This window comes from Peribacillus sp. N1 (assembly GCF_054600815.1).
This window is the reverse complement of the sequence record NZ_BAAHZO010000001.1, coordinates 1,053,109-1,074,297: the sequence shown is the minus strand read 5'-3', so window position 1 is coordinate 1,074,297 and position 21,189 is coordinate 1,053,109. Positions and strand designations below refer to the sequence as shown.

General features: G+C 37.9%; 15 protein-coding genes, 2 pseudogenes and 1 riboswitch. Of the genes and pseudogenes, 14 read left to right on the top strand and 3 right to left on the bottom strand.

The features are described 5' to 3' along the window. Positions 1–34 precede the first annotated feature (34 nt). Positions 35–1,114, bottom strand: a complete 1,080-nt coding sequence (locus tag ACYP5M_RS05045) for a glycosyltransferase family 4 protein (protein ID WP_434167071.1) — start codon at positions 1,112–1,114, stop codon at positions 35–37. A 300-nt stretch (positions 1,115–1,414) separates the two neighbouring features. Between ACYP5M_RS05045 and ACYP5M_RS05040 the strand changes: the two genes are divergently transcribed. The 12 genes and pseudogenes from ACYP5M_RS05040 to ACYP5M_RS04985 all read left to right on the top strand — a co-directional run. Then, positions 1,415–2,134 carry a glycosyltransferase family 2 protein gene (locus ACYP5M_RS05040; RefSeq protein WP_434167070.1) on the top strand — a complete coding sequence of 240 codons (720 nt, stop codon included), beginning with the start codon at positions 1,415–1,417 and terminating at the stop codon, positions 2,132–2,134. A 330-nt stretch (positions 2,135–2,464) separates the two neighbouring features. Then, complete coding sequence (locus ACYP5M_RS05035; protein WP_434167069.1) at positions 2,465–3,337, top strand: sulfite exporter TauE/SafE family protein; 873 nt, start codon at positions 2,465–2,467, stop codon at positions 3,335–3,337. Between the two features lie 12 nt (positions 3,338–3,349). Further along, positions 3,350–3,946 (top strand): adenylyl-sulfate kinase, encoded by a 597-nt coding sequence (gene cysC, locus ACYP5M_RS05030; RefSeq protein WP_101225071.1) that lies wholly within the window; start codon positions 3,350–3,352, stop codon positions 3,944–3,946. A gap of 68 nt (positions 3,947–4,014) precedes the next feature. Then, positions 4,015–5,193, top strand: coding sequence for a sulfate adenylyltransferase (gene sat, locus ACYP5M_RS05025; RefSeq protein ID WP_459734740.1), 1,179 nt, complete (start codon positions 4,015–4,017; stop codon positions 5,191–5,193). Positions 5,194–5,222: 29 nt separating this feature from the next. Then, positions 5,223–5,519, top strand: a pseudogene (locus ACYP5M_RS05020) (zinc-binding dehydrogenase); the annotation flags it as partial. A gap of 183 nt (positions 5,520–5,702) precedes the next feature. Further along, on the top strand, positions 5,703–6,236 hold the full coding sequence (locus tag ACYP5M_RS05015; RefSeq protein ID WP_459734739.1) for a GNAT family N-acetyltransferase: 534 nt from the start codon (positions 5,703–5,705) through the stop codon (positions 6,234–6,236). A gap of 193 nt (positions 6,237–6,429) precedes the next feature. Then, positions 6,430–6,990, top strand: a complete 561-nt coding sequence (locus ACYP5M_RS05010; protein ID WP_260357799.1) for an HPP family protein — start codon at positions 6,430–6,432, stop codon at positions 6,988–6,990. A gap of 222 nt (positions 6,991–7,212) precedes the next feature. Then, positions 7,213–9,531, top strand: a complete 2,319-nt coding sequence (locus ACYP5M_RS05005) for a helix-turn-helix domain-containing protein (RefSeq protein ID WP_459734738.1) — start codon at positions 7,213–7,215, stop codon at positions 9,529–9,531. Positions 9,532–9,693: 162 nt separating this feature from the next. Beyond that, positions 9,694–10,929, top strand: a complete 1,236-nt coding sequence (locus ACYP5M_RS05000) for an MFS transporter (protein ID WP_459734737.1) — start codon at positions 9,694–9,696, stop codon at positions 10,927–10,929. 14 nt (positions 10,930–10,943) lie between these two features. Then, positions 10,944–12,125: an amidohydrolase gene (locus ACYP5M_RS04995; RefSeq protein ID WP_434169677.1), complete on the top strand. Its 1,182-nt coding sequence runs from the start codon at positions 10,944–10,946 to the stop codon at positions 12,123–12,125. 69 nt (positions 12,126–12,194) lie between these two features. Beyond that, positions 12,195–13,757, top strand: coding sequence for an L-serine ammonia-lyase, iron-sulfur-dependent, subunit alpha (gene sdaAA, locus ACYP5M_RS04990; protein ID WP_459734736.1), 1,563 nt, complete (start codon positions 12,195–12,197; stop codon positions 13,755–13,757). 230 nt (positions 13,758–13,987) lie between these two features. Continuing rightward, positions 13,988–14,265 (top strand): annotated as a pseudogene (locus tag ACYP5M_RS04985) (DNA alkylation repair protein); the annotation flags it as partial. Positions 14,266–14,401: 136 nt separating this feature from the next. Here the strand turns inward: ACYP5M_RS04985 and ACYP5M_RS04980 are convergent. Next, on the bottom strand, positions 14,402–15,316 hold the full coding sequence (locus ACYP5M_RS04980; protein WP_434167064.1) for a DMT family transporter: 915 nt from the start codon (positions 15,314–15,316) through the stop codon (positions 14,402–14,404). 251 nt (positions 15,317–15,567) lie between these two features. Between ACYP5M_RS04980 and ACYP5M_RS04975 the strand changes: the two genes are divergently transcribed. Further along, the gene (locus ACYP5M_RS04975; RefSeq protein ID WP_230175854.1) at positions 15,568–16,059 is read left to right on the top strand and encodes an Lrp/AsnC family transcriptional regulator; all 492 of its coding nucleotides are present in this window, start codon (positions 15,568–15,570) and stop codon (positions 16,057–16,059) included. A gap of 437 nt (positions 16,060–16,496) precedes the next feature. Here the strand turns inward: ACYP5M_RS04975 and dapA are convergent, their stop codons facing one another. Next, a complete protein-coding gene (gene dapA / locus ACYP5M_RS04970; protein ID WP_101225060.1) occupies positions 16,497–17,393 on the bottom strand; it encodes a 4-hydroxy-tetrahydrodipicolinate synthase in 897 nt (298 codons plus the stop codon). A gap of 133 nt (positions 17,394–17,526) precedes the next feature. Continuing rightward, positions 17,527–17,705: riboswitch (Lysine riboswitch) on the bottom strand. Positions 17,706–18,432: 727 nt separating this feature from the next. On the opposite strand from dapA, the gene ACYP5M_RS04965 reads away from it, so the two are divergent. Next, positions 18,433–20,691: a metallophosphoesterase gene (locus tag ACYP5M_RS04965; protein WP_459734735.1), complete on the top strand. Its 2,259-nt coding sequence runs from the start codon at positions 18,433–18,435 to the stop codon at positions 20,689–20,691. The last annotated feature ends 498 nt before the right edge of the window (positions 20,692–21,189 follow it).

Sequence of the window (21,189 nt, the reverse complement as noted above, 5' to 3'; positions counted from 1 at the left end):
ACCGCCGGAATGAAAAAATTCCGGCGGTTTCTTTTCACTTGGAATCTATTCCTAATGACTCCAGCATATTGATGAAGTTTTGTGCATACAAATCAGGACTAAAATGAGTTTTGACGTGCTCAAGGGCATTTGACCGGATGCTTTCCCTTAGTGTCTGGTTATTCATTAATTCCTTTGCCTCTCTGACTGCATTATCGATATTTCCTAAAGAGTAAAACTTTCCCGTTCGATTATGAATGATTGAGCTCCTTACCCCATCTGAATCCGTCGTCAGCACAGGGCATCTGCAACTCATCGCTTCAAGGAGTGCGTAAGGGGCACCTTCAACTTTTGAAGTGGAGCATAAAAAGCCTCCGGAATCCCCAATTTCAGAGAAAAAATCAGCCATTTGGGAATTTGGGACATTTGAATGCAAAGTAAGCTTTGAGCTTAAATTTAACCGTTTTATTAATTTATTGAATTTATCTCTTTCGTTAGGGTCACTTAAGGTGGGATCTTCGAACATAAGTAATTGTATTTTCGGATTATGATTGTTAATTAGTTGATAACCGATCTTCAGGAATTCACTCCAATTTTTATTATCTTCGATCCTTCCTATCCAAGCCACTTTTCTATAGCCATCTAAAGGTGTTGGTTTGTAGCAGAATTGACTTGTATCAAAGCAATTATTAAAACTGAACTTTGGGAACGTTGGGTAAAGTTCATCTAATAATTGCATGATATGAGGAGTCTTTGGGTTAAGGAATCCATCTGCATGGGCATTGACATCTGGGATTGCATTTGAAAGAGCCGATCTTGCCACATGTTTTGGACCGTAACCCTGGATTTCGATAATCATTTTTCCTTTATACCCCATGGACCTGAATCTCGGTAAAGTTTTGAAATCTGAAACGACCACGATAGCGGAATAATCTCCCTTTTCCAATATTTTTTGAATTTCAGCATCATCGTTCGTAATAAAAGTTGGGGCACTGTGGTCATTCAAGAAATTCCTTCTGTTATCATAATATAGATAATGAGCATCGATACCGTATTCTTTTAGTGCGGCAAATCGTTGCCGATTTAATGTTTCCACTCCACCACTTGGAACATAAAAAACAAACAATATATTCATTATTCCCCTCCTTAAAAATAATGGAGCAACAGATCTCATATTTAGGTTGGACTTTACCTTTCAAAACAAAAGTTAGCACAAATCATCCATTTTGAACGGATGTGACAAAGAGCTATGTAATATACGTATGATTCACAAATTGGATTTATAGCCGTTTTAATTTGGGATGACTCGATTGGGAATGATTCATATCTTAATTAGTGTGAAATAAATATTAATATGAAAAATGGTTTTTTTTATAAAACGGATAGCCCTGATGCTCACGAAATACATGGTAATCAATTGAAAGGCGGTTCATAAATGTCTAAAGTATCGATTGTTGTTCCATTCTATAATTGTCCATATATCGATAAAGCTTTGGAGAGCTTGTTCAACCAAACCTACAAAAATATTGAGATTATCGTAGTCAATGATGGCTCTACATTATATTCAGAAAGAATCGATCCGTTTCTAGATAAAATAACATATATCAAAAAGGAAAATGGGGGAACGGCCAGTGCATTGAATACCGGCATCAAAAATGCAACAGGCGATTATGTATGCTGGCTTAGTTCAGATGATATCTTTTACCCTGAGAAGACAGAGATCCAGTTGGAAGCAATGGTAAGGGAAGATGCACGATTCAGTTATACTAGTTATTACTGCATTGATGATAATGGCGAAATCATTACTCCGATTATAGGGATATACCCACCTAATCAGCTTGAACTTATTAAAGCAATGATCAGAGGAAATATTATTAATGGCTGCTCGGTCATGATTCACAGGAAGGTATTTGAGCTAATTGGAATATTTGATGAGTCGCTTCTATATACACACGATTATGATTTATGGTTGCGGATCTTGCAAAATTTCAAGTTTCTCTTTGTGCCTCAACCGCTATTACTATATAGGATTCATACAGAAATGGGCTCTAAAAAGCATGAAGGCTGCATCAAAAGGGAAAATAGGCTGGTGGTTAATCGACATCATGCCAAAATGAAAAAATTATTGGTAAATGAACTTAGGAAACAACAATAGGTGAGCAAGATGTAAAGGAGGTCCCTGTTTTTATAAATAGGGACCTCCTTTAGTTGTTGAAAGGGCTTGACTTTCATCACGGGTCCTCGAGGGTGGCCAAATGAAATTTCCTAATTTTTATATGAGTCTATAACATACATAAAGCTCATTGCATATCTTATAGAAATCATTCATTTTCCTTAATAATAGGGGACTGTCACGAATTAAAGCTTTTGTCAGGAAGGGCTTCATTGCGTTAATCGACAGTGGACGAGCGTAAGTGCATTGGTTGATACAGTACAAGGGACAACAGGTACGATATAAAAAAGGAATGCTTTGTAGGAGGAGAAAATGAGAAAACTCATTATATTTGCGTTTATCGGATTTCTGGCTCAGCTGATCGATGGTTCATTAGGCATGGCATATGGGGTTACATCCACATCGATGTTGCTGACATTCGGAATCGCACCGGCAGTGGCCTCTGCATCCGTTCATCTATCAGAAGTCGTGACGACCGCCGCATCAGGCATTTCACATATGAAGTTCGGGAATGTCGACCGCCAGGCACTTTACAAATTAATCATACCTGGATCTATCGGGGCATTTGCAGGAGCGTGCTTTTTAAGTAACTTACCTGGTGATCTGATAAAGCCATACATTTCGATATTTCTGCTGATTCTTGGTGTGTATGTCCTTTTCCGCTTTTTAAAAACGTCTAAGACAAAAAGTGAAAAGAAATCAATTGATCTTTCAAGAAAAAAATCGATCACCTTGGGATTGATAGCGGGCTTCGCAGATGCAACGGGTGGGGGCGGTTGGGGTCCTATCACAACTCCAGTCCTATTATCCCAAGACGGTGTTCCTGCCAGAAAAGTGGTCGGTACAGTTGACACTAGTGAGTTTGCAATTGCTGTTTCCGCAACCTTGGGGTTTCTCATTGCATTAGGTTGGCAGGAAGTGAACTGGTTTTGGGTAACCTCCCTGATGGTAGGGGGGATTATTGCTGCTCCGATTGCTGCATGGATCGTTACGAAATTGCCATCTTATTTATTGGGAGTCCTTGTCGGGGGTTTTATCATTTTGACGAATGCTCGAACGCTGCTTGGCACATGGTCTCTTCAGGATCATTGGGTCCCCGTTATATATATGCTGATATTGATCGGATGGGCAGGTTCTTTGGTATTTGTCATCCGGAACAACAAAAAGGGGCTCCATAAAAATTAAAGGGGAGATAGTGTGAGTAAACAAGAGAATATCCATCAACATTCTTTTTCCATTACGAAAGAGCTAAGGCAAGCTCAGCACGGACATAAAAGCTATATTCTTTGGTTTACTGGTTTATCAGGGTCAGGTAAGTCCACCATTGCCAACATGGTCGAGGGAAGACTGCATGCGATGGGAATTTCGACATATATTTTAGATGGAGACAATCTACGGAATGGATTAAATGAAGACCTTGGTTTCAGCTCTGGTGACCGTAAAGAGAATATAAGGCGAATCGGAGAAGTCTCCAAACTATTTGTGGATAGCGGAATAGTGGTGTTGGCCACTTTCATTTCGCCTTATGCGAGTGACAGGGAGGAAGTAAGAAAAAAAGTACAACAGGATGAGTTTATTGAGATTTATGTAAAGTGTCCCATCGAAGCCTGCGAAAAACGGGATCCCAAAGGATTGTACAAGAAAGCTAGAAGTGGGGAAATCACCTCATTCACAGGCGTTTCGGCTCCATATGAAGAACCGGAAAATCCGGAGGTACTAATTGAAACCAGTCAATACACCATTGAAGAATGTGTGCAGCAGGTCATGAATTATTTAAAGGACAATGGTCTTTAACATCGACTTGGCCGAATTAGAATAAAAGAATATGAAACAAACCAAATCAAATGATTGAGGGGTTATAAATGAAGGTTCAAAGAACCAGTATCGATCCACATGGCGGGAAACTGATTCAACGTGAAATATCAAGAAATGACCGTGTGGAATACTTGGAAAAGTGTAAATCCTTATCGTCCCTGACCATCTCGAAATGGAATGTTTCCGATCTGGAAATGATTTCAAACGGAGCGTTCAGCCCGCTTATAGGATTCATGGGAAAAGAAGATTACCGAAGTGTCATTAAAGATATGCATCTGGCAAATGGCTTGCCATGGACGATACCGATCACTCTTCCTGTCACGAAGGAAGAGGCAAACCGGCTGAACATCGGCGATGAGGTCGCTTTATACAGTGATGACGGAGAACTTGCTGGTATCATACAGGTGGAAGAAACGTTTGAATACGATAAACTGGAGGAAGCAAAACTCGTATACAAAACAGACGATCCCAATCACCCTGGGGTTAAAAAGCTGTTTGGACAAGGGGATATCTATGTTGCGGGACCAATTTATTTAATAAATAGGTCATCGCATGAGCCATTCGGGGAATTTCATATGAGCCCTTCCGAAACGAGAAAGATGTTCACGGATTTAGGTTGGAATACTGTTGTCGGTTTTCAAACGAGAAACCCAGTACACCGTGCACATGAATACTTGCAAAAAACTGCATTGGAAACCGTTGATGGACTATTATTGCATCCTCTTGTCGGTGAAACGAAAAAAGATGATATACCTGCGGATGTTCGGATGGAAAGCTATCAAGCCTTACTAAAAGGCTACTATCCAATGGATAGGGTTTTACTTGCCATATACCCAGCAGCAATGCGCTATGCTGGGCCCAGGGAAGCAGTATTTCATGCAATTGTCCGAAAGAATTATGGGTGCACGCATTTCATTGTCGGCCGAGATCATGCGGGTGTAGGCAACTATTATGGGACATATGATGCCCATGAAATTTTTAGCCAGTTTGATCCGCTGAAAATTGGCATTAAACCTCTATTCTATGAACATAGCTTTTACTGCAAAAAATGTTTGAATATGGCTTCCCTGAAAACATGTCCCCACAAAGATGAAGATAGGTTTATATTAAGTGGGACCAAAGTCAGGGAAATGCTCCGGAACGGCCTTGTCCCGCCACTTGAGTTTACACGTCCTGAAGTGGCTGAAGTTCTTATTAGAGGCATGAAGATAAATGAAGGCGAGTAAGCTATTGTAAACGCGGTGAGACCTACGCTTGTATAAAATCGAAGAAGAAGGACGGAACTTATCTAAATGTTGCCAAGCCGTTACCCGGTGTACGAATGCTATGGACTAAATTGACAACAGGCAAGAAGCTGATATTGAGTCAAAATTCACCTGAAACTCCCGAAGCTCTAAACTTCCTCAAAAAACTTGTTGAAGCGGGGAAGTTAGTAGTGGTCATTGACAGATATTATGAGTTTGAAGAAATAGTTCAAGCCCATAAATATGTAGAGGAAGGACACAAGAAGGGAAATATCGCCATGAAACTGGAGCATAGTGGCAAATCCTAATAAATGAAACAGGTAAGTTTTTATAAAGCTAAGGGATGCGTTAATCATAAGGTTAGCCGGTGTATACCTGGCTGACCTTTTTTAAAAATGGAAGTCTGATATATGTCAGGGTAGTACGTACGGTGTTAACGAGGTGTGCCTCTGGAACGATATAGATATAGTTTTAGCAAAGGGAGTGGAAAAATGTTTCCAATATTAGAGACAAAACGATTGGTCTTGAGAGAATTGGCTGAAGGGGATGCACTGGATTTAAAAAAATGTTTTTCCAATCCAGATGTATTACGATATTATGGGCAACCTCCATTAACAAATATAGATCAGGTGAAGCAAATCATTACGAATTTTCCAAAGAATTTTGTTGAAAAACGTGGTATTAAATGGGGAATTGAATTGAAAGGAACGGATGGCATTATTGGAACGATTGGATTTCAAGAATGGTTCCATGAACATAAGAGAGCAGAACTGAGCTATGCACTTTTCCCAAATTATTGGGGCAAAGGTTATGCAACAGAAGCTGTCAGTAAAGTGATTTCCTATGGTTTTATAGAGCTTGACTTAACGCGTATTGGAGCAATTGTTTTTATTGAAAATAAAGCATCCAATAAGTTGCTGACAAATTTAGGCTTCAAAAAAGAAGGGATATTGAGAGATTATATGTACCAAAATGATGTTTCTTTTGATACTAATCTATACTCTTTATTATCGGTAAAGCCTTAATGAATTAACAAAGTACTAGGAACACTCGCGCAATGCTTACAGATATAAGGGAAGTTGTTAACTGTTTTATGGAAAACAAAAAATGAAAATTAAGATATATATTTTAAAATTCATTGTTTTCCTGTAAGATAACAATATAAAAAACCCTGTCGACTTGTCGACTTATTTAGAAAACGCGAGGAAAACATAAATTATGGAATTAGAAAAAAGTCTTGAAAAAAGTTGGAGCAATCAACAAAACATAGGTTTAACAGCATACTTAAAGAAAATGAAGGGCGAAGCTAGGGAAAAAGACAGAATAGATTATATGGATTCCTTTGTTTCAGCTATAGGTGGACTCATTGCTATTATCATTATTAGTTTTATAGCTTTCCATTTAGGATACCCTATGGCATTAGCTCCTCTTGGGGCTAGCTGTGTTATTGTTTTTGGTGCGCATAAAAGTCTCTTGTCTCAACCACGCAATGTTATTGGAGGACATATTATCTCTACTACATCAGCTCTTATCATTTGGAGCTTCTTTGGTAAAAGCCTGCTCATTATCGGTCTAACATTGGCTATTGTATTGATTATAATGACTTGCACAAAGACTGTTCATCCCCCCGCAGCGGCAAGTGCCCTTGTTTCTATTAATTCTCAAGCTGGTTGGGGATTCCTGATTTCAATTGTAATAGGTACCTTATTATTAGTTTTTATATCGATGATCTATAATAACTTATTTCAAACAAGACAATATCCAAAGCACTGGTTTTGAAAAATTAATATATTAACCAAACGGATGCTTCATTTGTGACTGTATTATAGCTCCTCACTTATTTGCTAACTGCTTTACTTCAATAAGCGGGGAGCTGCGCTTTTTCTTACTAATAGAATTAAAAACCTTACTTACCATCACATTACATAAAATAACGTATGATAATGATTTGCTAAAGCTTGATGGGGAGTGGTAAAATCCCATTAAAAAAGGTGAATGTTCATGTCTGAACCAACATTAGGAGATTCTTATCAAATCAGTTTGCAAAATATTCGCCATCACTCACAGCATATCCATTTAGGAATAGAAATTCTTTTCGTAATTCGGGGAGAAGTTGAAGTTATCGTCAATCAAGATTCCTGGCATTTGGCGGAAAATGATCTCCTGCTAATTAATGCTAATGATGTTCATACCGTTAAGGGGCACGAAGATAATGTAGTATTATTGCTGCAAATTCCCCTAAATTCCATCGAGCAGCTTTATCAGGATATTCATGTGTGTTATTTCGACTGCCATTCATCAAAAGAGGATAATGGGTTATATCTTCTGTTTGATCAGATCCGTCAACTCTTGGCTGAAATTTTGATCGCACATTACCAAGAGCAGGATGGAAGTGAACTTGAAATCAACAGCCTGATTTACAAGTTAGTTACACTCCTTATCCGAAATTTCAAAACCACACATCTCGGGCAGAATCGATTTATCGAAATGAAGGATGAAAGAATTAGGGGAATCCTTACTTTTATTGAAAAAAATTATCGTAAACAAGTGTCTTTAGAAGAGATTGCCAAACGGCAATATTTATCCCTATACTATTTGTCCCGTTATTTCAAGCAGGCTGTTGGTGTCAGCTTTTCACAATATGTAAAACAAATCCGCTTGAAATCAGCTGTTCATGAGCTGTTATATACCGATCATACCATTATGAAAGTCTCGTTAAATAATGGTTTTCCAAATGTGAAAGCTTTTAACAAGGCTTTTAAGGAAATGTACAATCAAACACCTGCAGAATATCGTGGTCTACATAAAAAAGAACCTTTCCAGGAAGTAAATAATATAAGCGAACAATATACTCTGGTGAATTCGCCGCACTTTTTAATTGAATTGAGCAAGTATATTTCGCAAAAGGACCAAAATGTTACGGTGAAAGAATCGGGGGTTTCTGCGGTACATATTAATCTTCCGCAAGAGCCTATTCTTGTCCGGGATAAAGCCCAGCGATTACTGGTGATTGGACAGCTGGAATATGCATTAAATGAAGAAGTCCAAGCAGAATTAAAGCTTGTTCAGGAGCAGCTTCATTTTGAATATGCCTATTTCACGAACCTATTATCTCCCGCTTTTACGACAATGGACCCGTTTTTGCAAATAGGAGGGCCTTATTATAAGATTGATGCGTTATTTAACGAATTTCAAAGGCTGGGTTTAATTCCATTCATTAGCGTTGAGATTGAAAAGGAAGTCGTAAGCAGCCCCGATTATATAAGGATGTTAGATGATTTTTTACAGCACGCCGTCAGTTATTTTGGAGATGACTTTGTCGGGAAGTGGCAATTTGAATTGGTGTTCTCCAAGTGGGATCAAAAAGCCCGGACTTTTTATCAAGAATACCTTCAAACTGTTAAAAAGAGGGCTTCCACCGCAAAAGTTGGAATTCATGTACCATTTTCCTTAGAAAAAGGATTATCAGTCCCTGTTACTGAATTTTTAAAGCAAATGGATCAAATTGACCTGGTGTGCTTCAGCTGCAATCCAAATGAACAAGTGGACTTTACCGATATGGATAACAGTTCCTTCAAGGGAGTAAAAGATTATATAAAAAAGTCGTGTATTGAATTAAAAGCAAACCTATCTTCAGCTGGCTTGGCTGGCACACCAATTTACTTGACAAACTGGAATACACTTTACGGTAATACAGTAAATTTAAGTGGAACTTTTTTTCGATCAGCACTCATTTTTAAAGACATGCTTGATGTTATAAAAGAGATTTCCGGTTTGGGATTTTGGATTGATACCCATTCATTAGAAAATAGTAATATGAATAATGATAATATTGCAATGAATGGAATTGCCCTCCTTTATTATTATCAAATAAAACGTCCGGCGTTTTTTAACATGCAATTAGTCGCAAAAATTGGGCAAGAAATTTTTGCCGAAGGTGAGGACTTTATACTGACGAAGGGGAAACAAGGGTACCAATTAGCTATATATAACAATTCCTATGTTAATCCCACTTATTCTGTCGAAAGCTTCTTTTTGAGCTCCTTAACAAAGGAAAAGAAAATCATGATTTCAGGGCTGCCTTCTGGCACTTATCAAATTCGCAAATACATTCTCGATAGAAATAATGGTGCATTTTACTTTAATTGGCTCAATCTCAATCAGCAGTATATCTATGATCAAGAGATCATTACGTATCTCAAGCAGCGAGCCTATCCAGATTTGCAAATCTATGAGGAAAACATTGCCTCGGAGCTCTTATTACAATCCACTTTGACGTTAAATGCCATTCATCTCTTTGAAATTAGGCCATTAGGTTAAAACTTAATGGTCTTTTTTTGTTGTTTGAATAAGCCAAGTAATGAAAAAGGGCAAATGATGGAGTGTGTTTTCGACAATGATTGGAATGTTTTCAATAGTTAAAAAATTTATAATGAAGACAAGAAAGCGATTACATAAATATTAATTCGGAGGTAGCCTTTTATGTCTGTTTCTCAAGGAACGATTAAGAAGCACAGCGATGCAAAACTTTCGGTATCAAAGGAAAAGAATACCGGTGGAGTTTTGTTGACTACAGCTTTAATGGCTGGTTATTCCATGATTTACATGGACAAAAACATGATTTCGACTGCAATTATCCCAATTGCTGAACAATTCCATCTAACAACAAGTCAAACCGGTTTGATAATGAGTTTATTTTTCTTGGGTTATTCGTTAATGCAGATACCTGGGGGATGGCTCGCAGATAGGATTGGATATAAAAAGGTACTGATGCTTTCGCTTTCGCTCATTACGATATTTTCATTTGCATTTGGCCTTGCTGGAAGCTTATTGATGTTTATTTTGATTCGTTTCTTGGCTGGTATTGGCCATGCAGGCTATCCTCCAAGCTGTTCAAAAGGAATTGCCGAAAATTTCCCGAAAACAAGACGAACTTTTATTCAATCGCTCATTTTGTCAACGAGTGGAATTGGCGGAATTTTTGCGTTTGTAATCGGGGCACGGCTGATTGACTTAAATTGGCACTATGCCTACTATGCACTGGGGACATTTTTTGCCATTGCTTTACTTATGGTTGCTTTATTGGTACCTAATAGCCAACCAACTGCCAAAACGAAGATTGAAAAGAAACAAGTTAGTTTTAAGTCAGTGATTTCTAATAGAAATGTAATTATTTTATTCGTTGCCATGCTGCTGGCGAATGTGGCTTTTTACGGAAATATGTCATGGCTGCCAACTTTCCTAAAGACAAAATTTTCACTATCCATTAGTACGGTAGGGATAATTCTGGCAGTGAACGCTATTGGAGGAACATTAGCCTCCATATTTGCAGGTGTATTGTTGACAAAATATTTCGCTGGCAAGGAAAAGTTACTGTTAATGGTATGTTCAGTCCTTTCATCCTTGTTGTTTCTTGGTTTAGTATTCTCAAATTCCTTGGCCCTTTCCATTGCTTTCTTATATGTGCTCACATTTTTACTAACCACGATTTTTGTGGGAATTTTCTCTTGGCCGCACAAAATTTTGCCTGAGAAAGTAATTGGGTCATCTATTGGGATCGTCAATACGGGTGGAACGCTTGGGGGCTTTATTGCACCAATGGCATTCGGTGCTTTAATTTCCATGGCTGGTGGATCGTTCTCTATCGTTTTTATCACCTTGGCAATAGCCGTAGTAATATGCGGTCTAGTTTTACTTACCGTTAAAACAGAAAAATAATAGGAGGGAAAATGATGCTAGATCAATTAATGCAAAAACTTGAAGAGAAAAAAGAAAGAATGATTGAAATACGCAGATATCTCCATCAACATCCTGAATTATCTTTTAAAGAAGAAAAAACGGCCCAATATATTGCTGATTTTTATAAAGATAAAAATGTAATAATACGGACAAATGTTGGCGGATATGGAGTGGTAGTTAAAATCGAAGGCGGACTGGCAGGTAAAACGGTTGCCCTGCGTGCTGATTTTGATGGACTGCCCATTATGGAAGAGGCAGATGTACCTTTTAAATCGGTTAATCCAGGTGTTATGCATGCATGTGGTCATGATGGACACACTGCCTATTTAATGATATTAGCCGAAGCATTAATCGAAATGAAAGACCAATTAAGAGGAAACGTCGTTATCTTGCATCAGCCTGCGGAAGAAACGCCTCCTGGTGGAGCGATTGCCATGATTGAAGATGGATGTTTGGAAGGTGTGGATAGTATTTTCGGTATTCACCTAATGTCCCCGTCGGTGACCGGGGAAGTCTACTATCGTTCTGGAGAAATGCAGGCCGGACGCTCATATTTCAAAGTGAAAATCCAAGGAAAAGGCGGACATGGTTCGATGCCGCATACAAGCAATGACAGTATTGTCGCAGCAAGCCATTTTGTTGTAGCAGCCCAGACGATTGTCAGTCGCCGAATCAATCCTTTTGATATGGCGACGGTAACGATTGGCTCGTTTGATGGAAAGGGATCATTTAATGTCATAAAGGACAGCGTGGAACTTGAAGGAGACGTTAGAACCATGTCCAGTGAAGTTCGTGCTAAAGTGGAAACGGAATTCAAGCGAATCCTAGCGGGGCTTGCTCAAGAATTTGACATTACCTATGACTTAATATATTCGCATGATTACCCTGTTTTGGTGAATGATAATGCCATGACTGAACTGGTTGTAAATGGGATTAAAAAGGCTGGAATTCCTGAAATCAAAGCATTAATGGAAACACCGCCAATGTCCGGTTCAGAGGATTTTGCTTACTATTTGCAAAGAATTCCTGGCAGTATGTTTTATGTTGGAGCAAAGCCGGAGAATGGACCAGCTTATCCTCACCATCATCCTAAATTTGTCATTAATGAGGACAGCCTTATCATCGCGGCAAAAGCAATGGCAGCAGTGGTTGCGGAATATTTTGGACAGAAGTAAAAAAAGGGAAAAAGGGGACGGTTCTTATGCCTGCGGCGTGGGAACCTTCTTCTTTATAGGAGTGATCACATGTCTTTTACTAATTTAAAAGAGTTAATTGAACAAGCAGAGCAGGAAAACTCAACTATTTCGGAATTGATGATCAAAACAGAGGTACAACAGAAAGGCTGTTCGAGGGAAACGATTATCGAAAAAATGTCAGAACAATTTACTGTAATGGAGGAGGCTGTCCGCAGAGGTACAATGAGTCCAGTCATGTCGCGTACTGGTTTGACTGGTGGGGATGGAAACCGTCTTTATCAGTATGCCCAAAACGGTAATTCATTTGTCAATCCTAAAACATTGAATGCTGCAGCAAATGCGCTCGCGGTATCAGAAGTAAATGCTGCAATGGGGCGGATTGTGGCAACGCCAACAGCTGGTTCAGCGGGAATCTTGCCAGCTGTCCTTGTTCACGCACTTGACAGCGGGAAATTTACCCGAGAGCAGCTTGTACAGACAATATTCACTGCCTCTGCTCTCGGCTTAGTTGTTGCCAATAAAGCTTCGATATCAGGGGCAGCCGGCGGGTGCCAAGCTGAAATAGGATCAGCAACCGCAATGGCAGCCGGCACCCTGGTAGAGCTTGCCGGTGGAACACCAATGCAGGTTGGAAATGCCGTCGGAATTGCTTTAAAAAATTCACTGGGTTTGGTTTGTGACCCGGTTGCTGGGCTGGTGGAAATCCCGTGCATCATCCGCAACGGTTTACATGCACTTACCGCCCAAGCTGCTGCGGATATGGCTTTAGCCGGGATAGCCTCGGTCATCCCGCCGGATGAAGTGATCCATGTGATGCATGAAGTCGGACAGCAAATGCCCGAATCGTTGAGAGAAACCGGGATAGGCGGTCTTGCCGGAACTCCGACCGGGCAAAAATTAAAGAAGCAGATTTTAAATGAAAAAACTAGTGGCTGTGGGCCGGCAAAATACCAAAGTGCGTATGAAATCATCGGTCCCGTAATGGTTGGCCCTTCGAGTTCCCATACAGCAGGGGCTGTCCGGATCGGGAATATTGCCCGCCAGCTACTAAATGAAAATCCAGTATATGCAAAGTTCTCGCTGATGGGCTCTTTCGCAGAAACCTATCAAGGCCATGGAACAGACCTAGCTCTTTTAGCCGGTGTGCTCGGGTTATCTACCATGGATGACGGCATTCCAAATTCAAAGGAAATTGCTGAGGAAAATGGCTTACAATATGAATTCACGAAACGGGTGCTTGGAAGCTACCATCCAAATACGGTTCTCGTAGAATTGACAGGGTTCACACGTACTGTAAAGGTTTTGGCCAGCTCTTTAGGCGGTGGTAAAGTGGAGGTTCAGGAATTCGATGAGTATCCATTTAAATTTTCAGGTGAAAGGCCAACACTTGTTATTCGTCATTCTGACCAAAAAGGGGTTATTGCTGAATTATCGGAAATTCTATATCAAAAAGGGTTCAATATAGCCCGTATGGCCAATGAACGTTCCAAAATCAATGGTGATGCAATAACAATTTGTGAAATCGACAATACAATCGAAGACACTCTCTTATCTTTATTAAAAAGAGAGATTCCGACTATTGACGAAATTGTATTGGTTCAAACTAAGTAGTTACCTATAAATTCATCAATTAAGCTCGTAAATGTATTTTGCTGATGCAAGAAAGCATGATATGCGGATGAAATTCATAAAAGGCATTTGGAATGAATTCGTTCCGAATGCCTTTTGTCTATATTGTGATGCCAATCTTAAGGGCAAAATTTAATAGGGGAAATTCCAATGCCTGCATAGGACATAGCACCGTAAGTCCTCGTGCAATAAAGCTCTTCAGCTAGACGGTGCTTTCAGGGAATCAACTAGACGTTGAATTTTCAGAAAGCAAGATTTCCAATATGCTTGACCTTGTGAAAAATACAATTCACGATTCGCCAGAACGAAATCAGCTATGAATAATTTTCTATACACTGTGGGGATTGCATATTTGCCGCTCCATGAAAAGGCAGTCGAGACCGCAAAGGCTGACAAGAAAAAAAGCAGCTTTCTAAAAGCTTACGAAAGTATTCAAAAAGAAGTCGAAACAGGAAGGATTGGTTTTAAACGCAAGTATGTAAGATGTTAAAATTAGCACTTTTTTATTATTCCTTATCCGTAAAGTTTTTGAACAAATGAGCCTGTATCCACCTTGGATCAGGCTTTCTTGTATATATTGAAAAGTAATCACGAGAGATATTATGTTTTTAGACTTTGAAAAAATATCATGCTTGAATCTGCGATTGTCTAGAATTCTTTTTGAAAATCACCTTCGCTTTAAAATGTGAGAACAAATAACAGCCTATAATCACAATACCACTACCAATTCCTTGTATCCACGTCATTTTTTCACCTAATAATAAAAAAGCTAAAATTGCAGTAAAAATAGGATTAAAATTCAAGAAAATACCTGAAGTTGTTGTACCTAATTTTTGTACACCAATATTCCAAAGTACCATACATGCTACAGTTGAGATAACGCCTGTATATAAAATAGATTGTATGAAGGAAGTATTTATATTAGACACTGTAAAATTGGAAAAATTAAACGGTAGAAGAACTATAATTCCAAATATACCAGAATATAATGTAGACATCATGGGTGTTGTCGTTACCATTGCCCATTTGCTACAGACGGAATATATTCCCCAAACGCATACAGCAGCCATCATATATAAATCACCTGTATTAAATCGTAATGAAAGGAAAAGATCAATATTTCCTTTTGAAAGTACAAGTATTACGCCAATAAGCGAAAAAAACATAGAAAACATTTGTAGAATATTAATTCTTTCTTTTAAAAAGAAAAATGAAAAAATAGCAATTGAAATCATGTTTAATGTTGATATTAATCCAACATTAGTCGCGGATGTTTTCTCTAATGCTACAAATTGCAATAGGTTAAATAGAACCACACCCGTAATTCCCATCAAAAATAAAGGAAGGATTGCACTTCGAGGAGGAAATATCTTTTTTTCTTTCCACCATACAATTGGCAAAAGACAACTAACAGCAATGATCCACCTTAAACTCGTCAATGTCATCGGAGAAGCATGTTCGACAAGCGACTTTCCAACGACAAAGTTTCCACCCCATAACAAACTTGTTAAAAGTAATAACGAAAAATAATAATATTGCATTTCATTTTGCTCCTTTACATCTTTCACTGTTTAAGTAAAAGGATCGAAGCCATTGTGCACAATGACATTTCAATTTTTACAATTATTTATTAATAATTTTAACATTTTAGATCGTTACTTAATATATTATTTTGTATAATAGAAGATACTTAAAATAATATTAATAAATATTGCCGATAAACAGAATTAAATTAAGTTTTAGCTATTAGATGATACCGTTTTTGGAACATTTGTAAAAGGAGTGACTATAAGTGGAATCTATCGTAAGCAAGGTTCTAGATAATGTTGATATTCAAATTTTAGATTTACTGCAAAAGGATGCACAGTTAAGTAATACTGAGCTCGCAAAGCGTGTCAAGTTATCTCCCCCAGCTATACATTCAAGGATAAAACGTTTGGAAAATGAAGGGTTTATTAATGGACAAGTAGCAATTTTAAACCAGGAGAAGCTAGGTTTTGATTTATTATGTTTCATTTTTATTAGTACAAATATACATCAAGCTGAAGAACTGGAAGTTTTGGAAAAGGCATTAGCTTCTATGTCAGAAGTATTAGAGTGTCATTGTTTAACAGGTGAGTATGATTATCTTCTAAAAGTGGCTAATAAAGATCGGAAGGAATTAGAAATATTTATTAGAAAGTTAAATAAACTAGGCATAACAAAAATTCAAACTAGCCTAGCTCTTAGAGAAATTAAATATTCAACTGTTTTACCTATATGGGAAGAAAAGTCCCGTTCGTAAAAGAACACTTTATCGAACGTGTTTTATAGAACAAGAGAGAGAGAAAAGGTAGAAGAAGAAATAAAAAAATGAAGTCCTTTATAGATTGGATCCCAAGGAACGAGTCATTTAAGATTATTCTTATCACTTCAAGAGAATTGGGCAGGTACACTATGTCTTTCAATAATTACATCTCAACATCACTAGAAATACAAGCTTATGATCGATCCCGATAAAATCATTGCGTTAGAAATTTGAAATTTATAATGCCAACTGTATGCCATATATTTTTTCTTGAAAATGGATTGCTCAACCAGTTTAAGCACTGAGCCGTGGATCGATTAAAAAGCAGTGCACTCTTTATGAGTTGCACTGCTTTTTAAAATTTAATCCCGTTTATTATGGTCTTTAATTAGAAAAACGGTATTAAAGTATGCTGAATGAATCATTATCTTTATTTATTTATTTAACAAAACAGCTTCTTCGTTTCTAGGTTGTAGAGCCATTTGTAGTGCTCTTTTTTCTTCATCGTTTAAAGGGACCAATGGTAACCGGACACCTCCAACATTTAACCCCCGCATATTTAATGCTGATTTTACTGGTGCGGGGCTTGGTGCAGCAAATAATGCTTTCATGATTGGAAGAAGGTTACGATGTGTAGCGGCAGCACCATGGACATCACCATTTTTAAAGCTATTTATCATTTCTTGCATTTCATTACCAATTATGTGTGAAGAAACCGAAACAATTCCTGTTCCACCGATGGCTAAAACCGGTAATGTTAACCCATCATCGCCGCTGTACAATGTAAAATCACCAGTTGTTTTGCTTATGATTTGTGCCATGGCATCTAAGTCACCACTTGCCTCTTTTACAGCCACAATATTGTTGATTCTTGAGAGGTTAACAATCGTCTCTACTGACATATTTACAACACTTCGTCCTGGAATATTATAGAGCATTACCGGTAAAGATGTTGATTGGGCAATAGCCTTAAAGTGCTGAAATAATCCTTCTTGAGACGGCTTGTTATAGTATGGGGTAACGAGCATTATTCCGTCGACTCCTGCTGCCTCAGCTTGCCTTGTTAAGTTGATGGAAGCTTTCGTGTTATTTGAGCCAGTTCCAGCTATGACTGGAACTCTTCCATCAACAACCTCAACAACAATTTTGAATAAATCCAGTTTCTCTTCTGTTGTTAATGTAGGGGACTCTCCAGTTGTACCAGCTATTACTAATCCATCAGAGCCATTAGCAATTAAATAGTTTACTAAAGTTCTCGTAGCATTAAAATCAACCTCATCATTATGATTGAACGGGGTAACCATTGCGGTTAAAACTTGGCCAAAATTCATAACTTCACACCCTTTTGTATGATTTTTTAAAAATATTCAGAGGTGGTGGGCCATTCAGGAGTAAACGCAAAAAAGCAACAACGAGGATTCGCTGCTGCAGTAGAAACAATATTTATCAAAAAAATGTTTCCGCGCATAAGATAGCCCTCCATATAGTTTCCTATATGACAGTCCTGTATTTATTCAATAGCAGAACCAGCTTCAAGAACATGAGATTCTTTCGGCTTCGGCAAATTCCCCTTTCCACAATAGTCATAGGATCTCATTCTCCTCAAAATGTGTACTAATGGTTTTTGCTCCTCTATCCTCACTTCAAAAGTATGAAGTAAGAAAATATTTAATTGACTGTAATATAACAAGGAATCCTTTCTATTGCAAGGCAATTTAGAAAATTTTTTTAAGAATACATGAATAATCAATGAAAATGGATACGGTATAGGGCTGGATTCATCTTTTTTAGATTATGTAATCTCAACATTAATAGTTTTATAGATATATTCTGTTTCATAGGTGATTGGGCTTTTAGAAGCACAACCTGACGAATAAGGGTTTGTATTATCGTAGGACAATGCTAATGCTTTATTCATCGGTGCAATCGCAAAAAACAGTCCAAAGACAAGAGTTATTACCATCACAATATTTAATAATTTTTTATAATAACCTCTCTCCTTTCCTTCTTCTAGACTTTACCATATGAAAATTGGTATTTCTATGTACTGTGGAATCATTTACCATCTGTATAAATATTACCATTTTACGGGTAACTACGTAGTTGAGGGATAGTAGGGATAGTACCCCATTCCCATTAAGAAATGGAAAATCAATACCAAAAACGAAACAAAAGTGAATGGAACGAATACTGGCCTTAGTCCTTTTCTGATTATTAATATATAAATTACATTGGTCTTATATTTTATTAATAATGTAAAGTTACTATTTTAATTGGTAAACACCTTAAAAATTTATAAACAAGGAGGATGGTTGTTGATCTGTTTAAAAAATACATAATTAGCTAAACGATAAATAGGAGGTATTGATTTTGAAAGGGAAAAATAAATTTGCAGCAATGCTGACAGTTGTAACGGTAGGATTAACAACTTCTTTATCAAGTGTACAAGCATTCTCGGAATCTTCAAATTCAGATAATAAACGTAAACCTGAGCTCGTTTTTCCAGTAATCAGTGATGTGCATATTGATGATGGATCAACAGCTGATATGAACAAGTTCAGAACAGCCATGGATCAATTAAATAAAGCTGCGCCTAGACAGGATGCTTTTGTTGTCGTTGGGGATTTAACGGACTATGGATACGCTTCTGAATATGATAAGTTCTTCTCCATTTATAATGAGAAGAAACAAGGTGGTGTCCAATCCATGTTTACAATGGGGAACCATGATTATTGGAATGGACTTTCCGTTGAAAAGGCACAAGATCGTTTTCTCGAGAAAACAGGAATGGATTCTCTTTACTATCATAAAAAAGTAAATGGATATGATTTTATTACGTTAAGTCCGGAAAATGGTAATACGCATGGTTTATATTCCGTTAATCAAATTAACTGGCTAGGTGAAAAGTTAGCTGCAGCAGAAAAAGAGAATCCGGACCAACCAATCTTTGTTTTTCTTCATCAACACATTAAAGACACTGTGTATGGAAGTGACTTGTGGGGAACTCAGGAAAATAAAGAACTTTTATATGATACTTTAAAGAAACATCCACAGGTTATTACATTTTCAGGCCATTCTCATTATCCACTCGAAGACCCGAGAACGATTCATCAAAAAGACTTTACGTCAGTTGGCACGTCTTCTGTAAGTTATTTGGAATTGGAGCCAGGCAAACTTCAAGGGTTCCATCCAGAAGGATATCGGGATATTAGTCAAGGAATGATTGTAGAAGTTTATAATAATAAAGTTGTCATTAAAAAACGTGACTTTCATAAAGACGATTGGACAGGAAAACCATGGGTAATAAAAAATCCTTCTAAAAAAAATAAATTTAAATATACAGACGATCGAGATCAGTTACCACCGGTTTTTGCAGTTAAAGATAAGGCTTCGATTGTAGAAGAAAAATCTACACTAAGAAGTTTGAATGTAACATTTCCACAGGCAAAAGATAACGCACTCGTACATTCATATCACATTACAGCCAAAAACAAGGAAACAGGGGAGATGGACGCAGATTTCACCGCATTTTCTGAATTCTATTATGATCCTGTACCAAAGAATTTAGAGTTCCCTGTTGCTGGACTTAAGCCAGGTACTGATTATGAAATTAAGGTACAAGCACTAGATTCATTTAACAATAGCAGTAAAAAGGTGTTACTGGCTGAAGGTCAGACAAAAGCCCTGGAAATGGTCTCGACACAAGCTTCTCCTTCTTTAGTAACAGAAGGTGAATCGACTGCACTCCAAGTGAAGGTGAAAAATTATGGAAGTAAAAGTATGAACGGGAAAATTAAAGTTGATGCACCTGAAGGTTGGAGTTTGGAGCACAATGAACTTGAGTATGTGCTATCAGGAACAGAAGAAAAAATGTTGACAATAAAAGCTACACCTAGCAAGGAGATATCGGGTTCATCACAATTCAAGATTACTGCTTACGAGGAAGGCCAAATAATTGGCTCCAAGAATATAAATGTATTCGTCAACATGATGCTTGGAGAAAGTTTTGACCAATTAGAGTCTGCATTAAAGCCAGCAGTGAATGAAAACATTCCAAGTTCCATTCTCGGTTGGAGCCATACAGCTCCTAATGGCTGGTCGGTTACGAATAGCTCGAATATGCCAGCTGGTACAGAAGAGTGGCAAGGTTGGAGCTTCACAACAAAGGACTTTTGGACAAAAGCAGAAGACCAGGAGCGTAACAAATTTGAACTTGGTCAAGGTGTTATAGCAGTAGCGGATCCTGATGAATGGGATGATAATGGTTCACCAGCAGCAAAAGGCTATTTTGATAGTACATTAACTTCACCTACTGTAAAAGTTGATGATGCCAAAGAGCTATACTTAGGATTTGCATCCCACTATAAACAAGAAGGAACGCAAACAGCTGAAGTGACTGCTGTCTTTGATAATGGGGAAAAACAACAAGTTCTCGTTTATGACAATAAAGCTGCTTCGGATAATAAAAATGGACATGTTTTGAATAAGTATGAAGTTAAATCGATTAATGTTCCTGAAGATGCTGCCTCTATGAAATTACAATGGAGAATGCATAATGCTAAAAATAATTGGTTTTGGTCGATTGACGATATTAGATTGGATGACCAAATGATCGTTTCACCAAAGTAAAGAGAAGAACAGATGAACTTTTCTTGATATTTGTAAAATGCGGACTTTCCTTAAGGGGAAGTTCGCTTTTTCTCTATGTCTCACAAACTCTGGACAAATAAAAAATATTTTAACAAAAAACAAGCTAGCCGGAACCCCGCTGGAAGCTTGATAAACAGTCGGCGGAAAGTGAGCGGATTTCTGAAATCAAGCTGGAACGTTTTTAAATAAAGAAACTGCAGGCAAAACTAAATAAGGACTTGGTTATACTGCATGATTTTTTTGTTTTTTATGAACTGCAAACCCAATGGATTGAAGGAATATGCGACACTCCTGCCGAAAAACTGGCTAGCCTAGACCCCACAGACGCTTGCGTCGAGTAGGCTTGGCAGACAGTCGGCGGAAAGTGAGCGGATTTCTGAAATCAAGCTGGAACGTTTTTCAAATAAAAAAACTGTAAACTGACAATAGAATAGGATTTTTTATATGTATTTTAGAAAATTTTAAGATTTGTGTGAT

Excerpts from the sequence above, each read along its gene's own strand:
- ACYP5M_RS05045 (WP_434167071.1), bottom strand. The coding sequence starts at position 1,114 with ATGAATATATTGTTTGTTTTTTATGTTCCAAGTGGTGGAGTGGAAACA.
- ACYP5M_RS05040 (WP_434167070.1), top strand. The coding sequence starts at position 1,415 with ATGTCTAAAGTATCGATTGTTGTTCCATTCTATAATTGTCCATATATC.
- ACYP5M_RS05035 (WP_434167069.1), top strand. The coding sequence starts at position 2,465 with ATGAGAAAACTCATTATATTTGCGTTTATCGGATTTCTGGCTCAGCTG.
- sat (WP_459734740.1), top strand. The coding sequence starts at position 4,015 with ATGAAGGTTCAAAGAACCAGTATCGATCCACATGGCGGGAAACTGATT.
- ACYP5M_RS05015 (WP_459734739.1), top strand. The coding sequence starts at position 5,703 with ATGTTTCCAATATTAGAGACAAAACGATTGGTCTTGAGAGAATTGGCT.
- ACYP5M_RS05010 (WP_260357799.1), top strand. The coding sequence starts at position 6,430 with ATGGAATTAGAAAAAAGTCTTGAAAAAAGTTGGAGCAATCAACAAAAC.
- ACYP5M_RS05005 (WP_459734738.1), top strand. The coding sequence starts at position 7,213 with ATGTCTGAACCAACATTAGGAGATTCTTATCAAATCAGTTTGCAAAAT.
- ACYP5M_RS05000 (WP_459734737.1), top strand. The coding sequence starts at position 9,694 with ATGTCTGTTTCTCAAGGAACGATTAAGAAGCACAGCGATGCAAAACTT.
- ACYP5M_RS04995 (WP_434169677.1), top strand. The coding sequence starts at position 10,944 with ATGCTAGATCAATTAATGCAAAAACTTGAAGAGAAAAAAGAAAGAATG.
- sdaAA (WP_459734736.1), top strand. The coding sequence starts at position 12,195 with ATGTCTTTTACTAATTTAAAAGAGTTAATTGAACAAGCAGAGCAGGAA.
- ACYP5M_RS04980 (WP_434167064.1), bottom strand. The coding sequence starts at position 15,316 with ATGCAATATTATTATTTTTCGTTATTACTTTTAACAAGTTTGTTATGG.
- dapA (WP_101225060.1), bottom strand. The coding sequence starts at position 17,393 with ATGAATTTTGGCCAAGTTTTAACCGCAATGGTTACCCCGTTCAATCAT.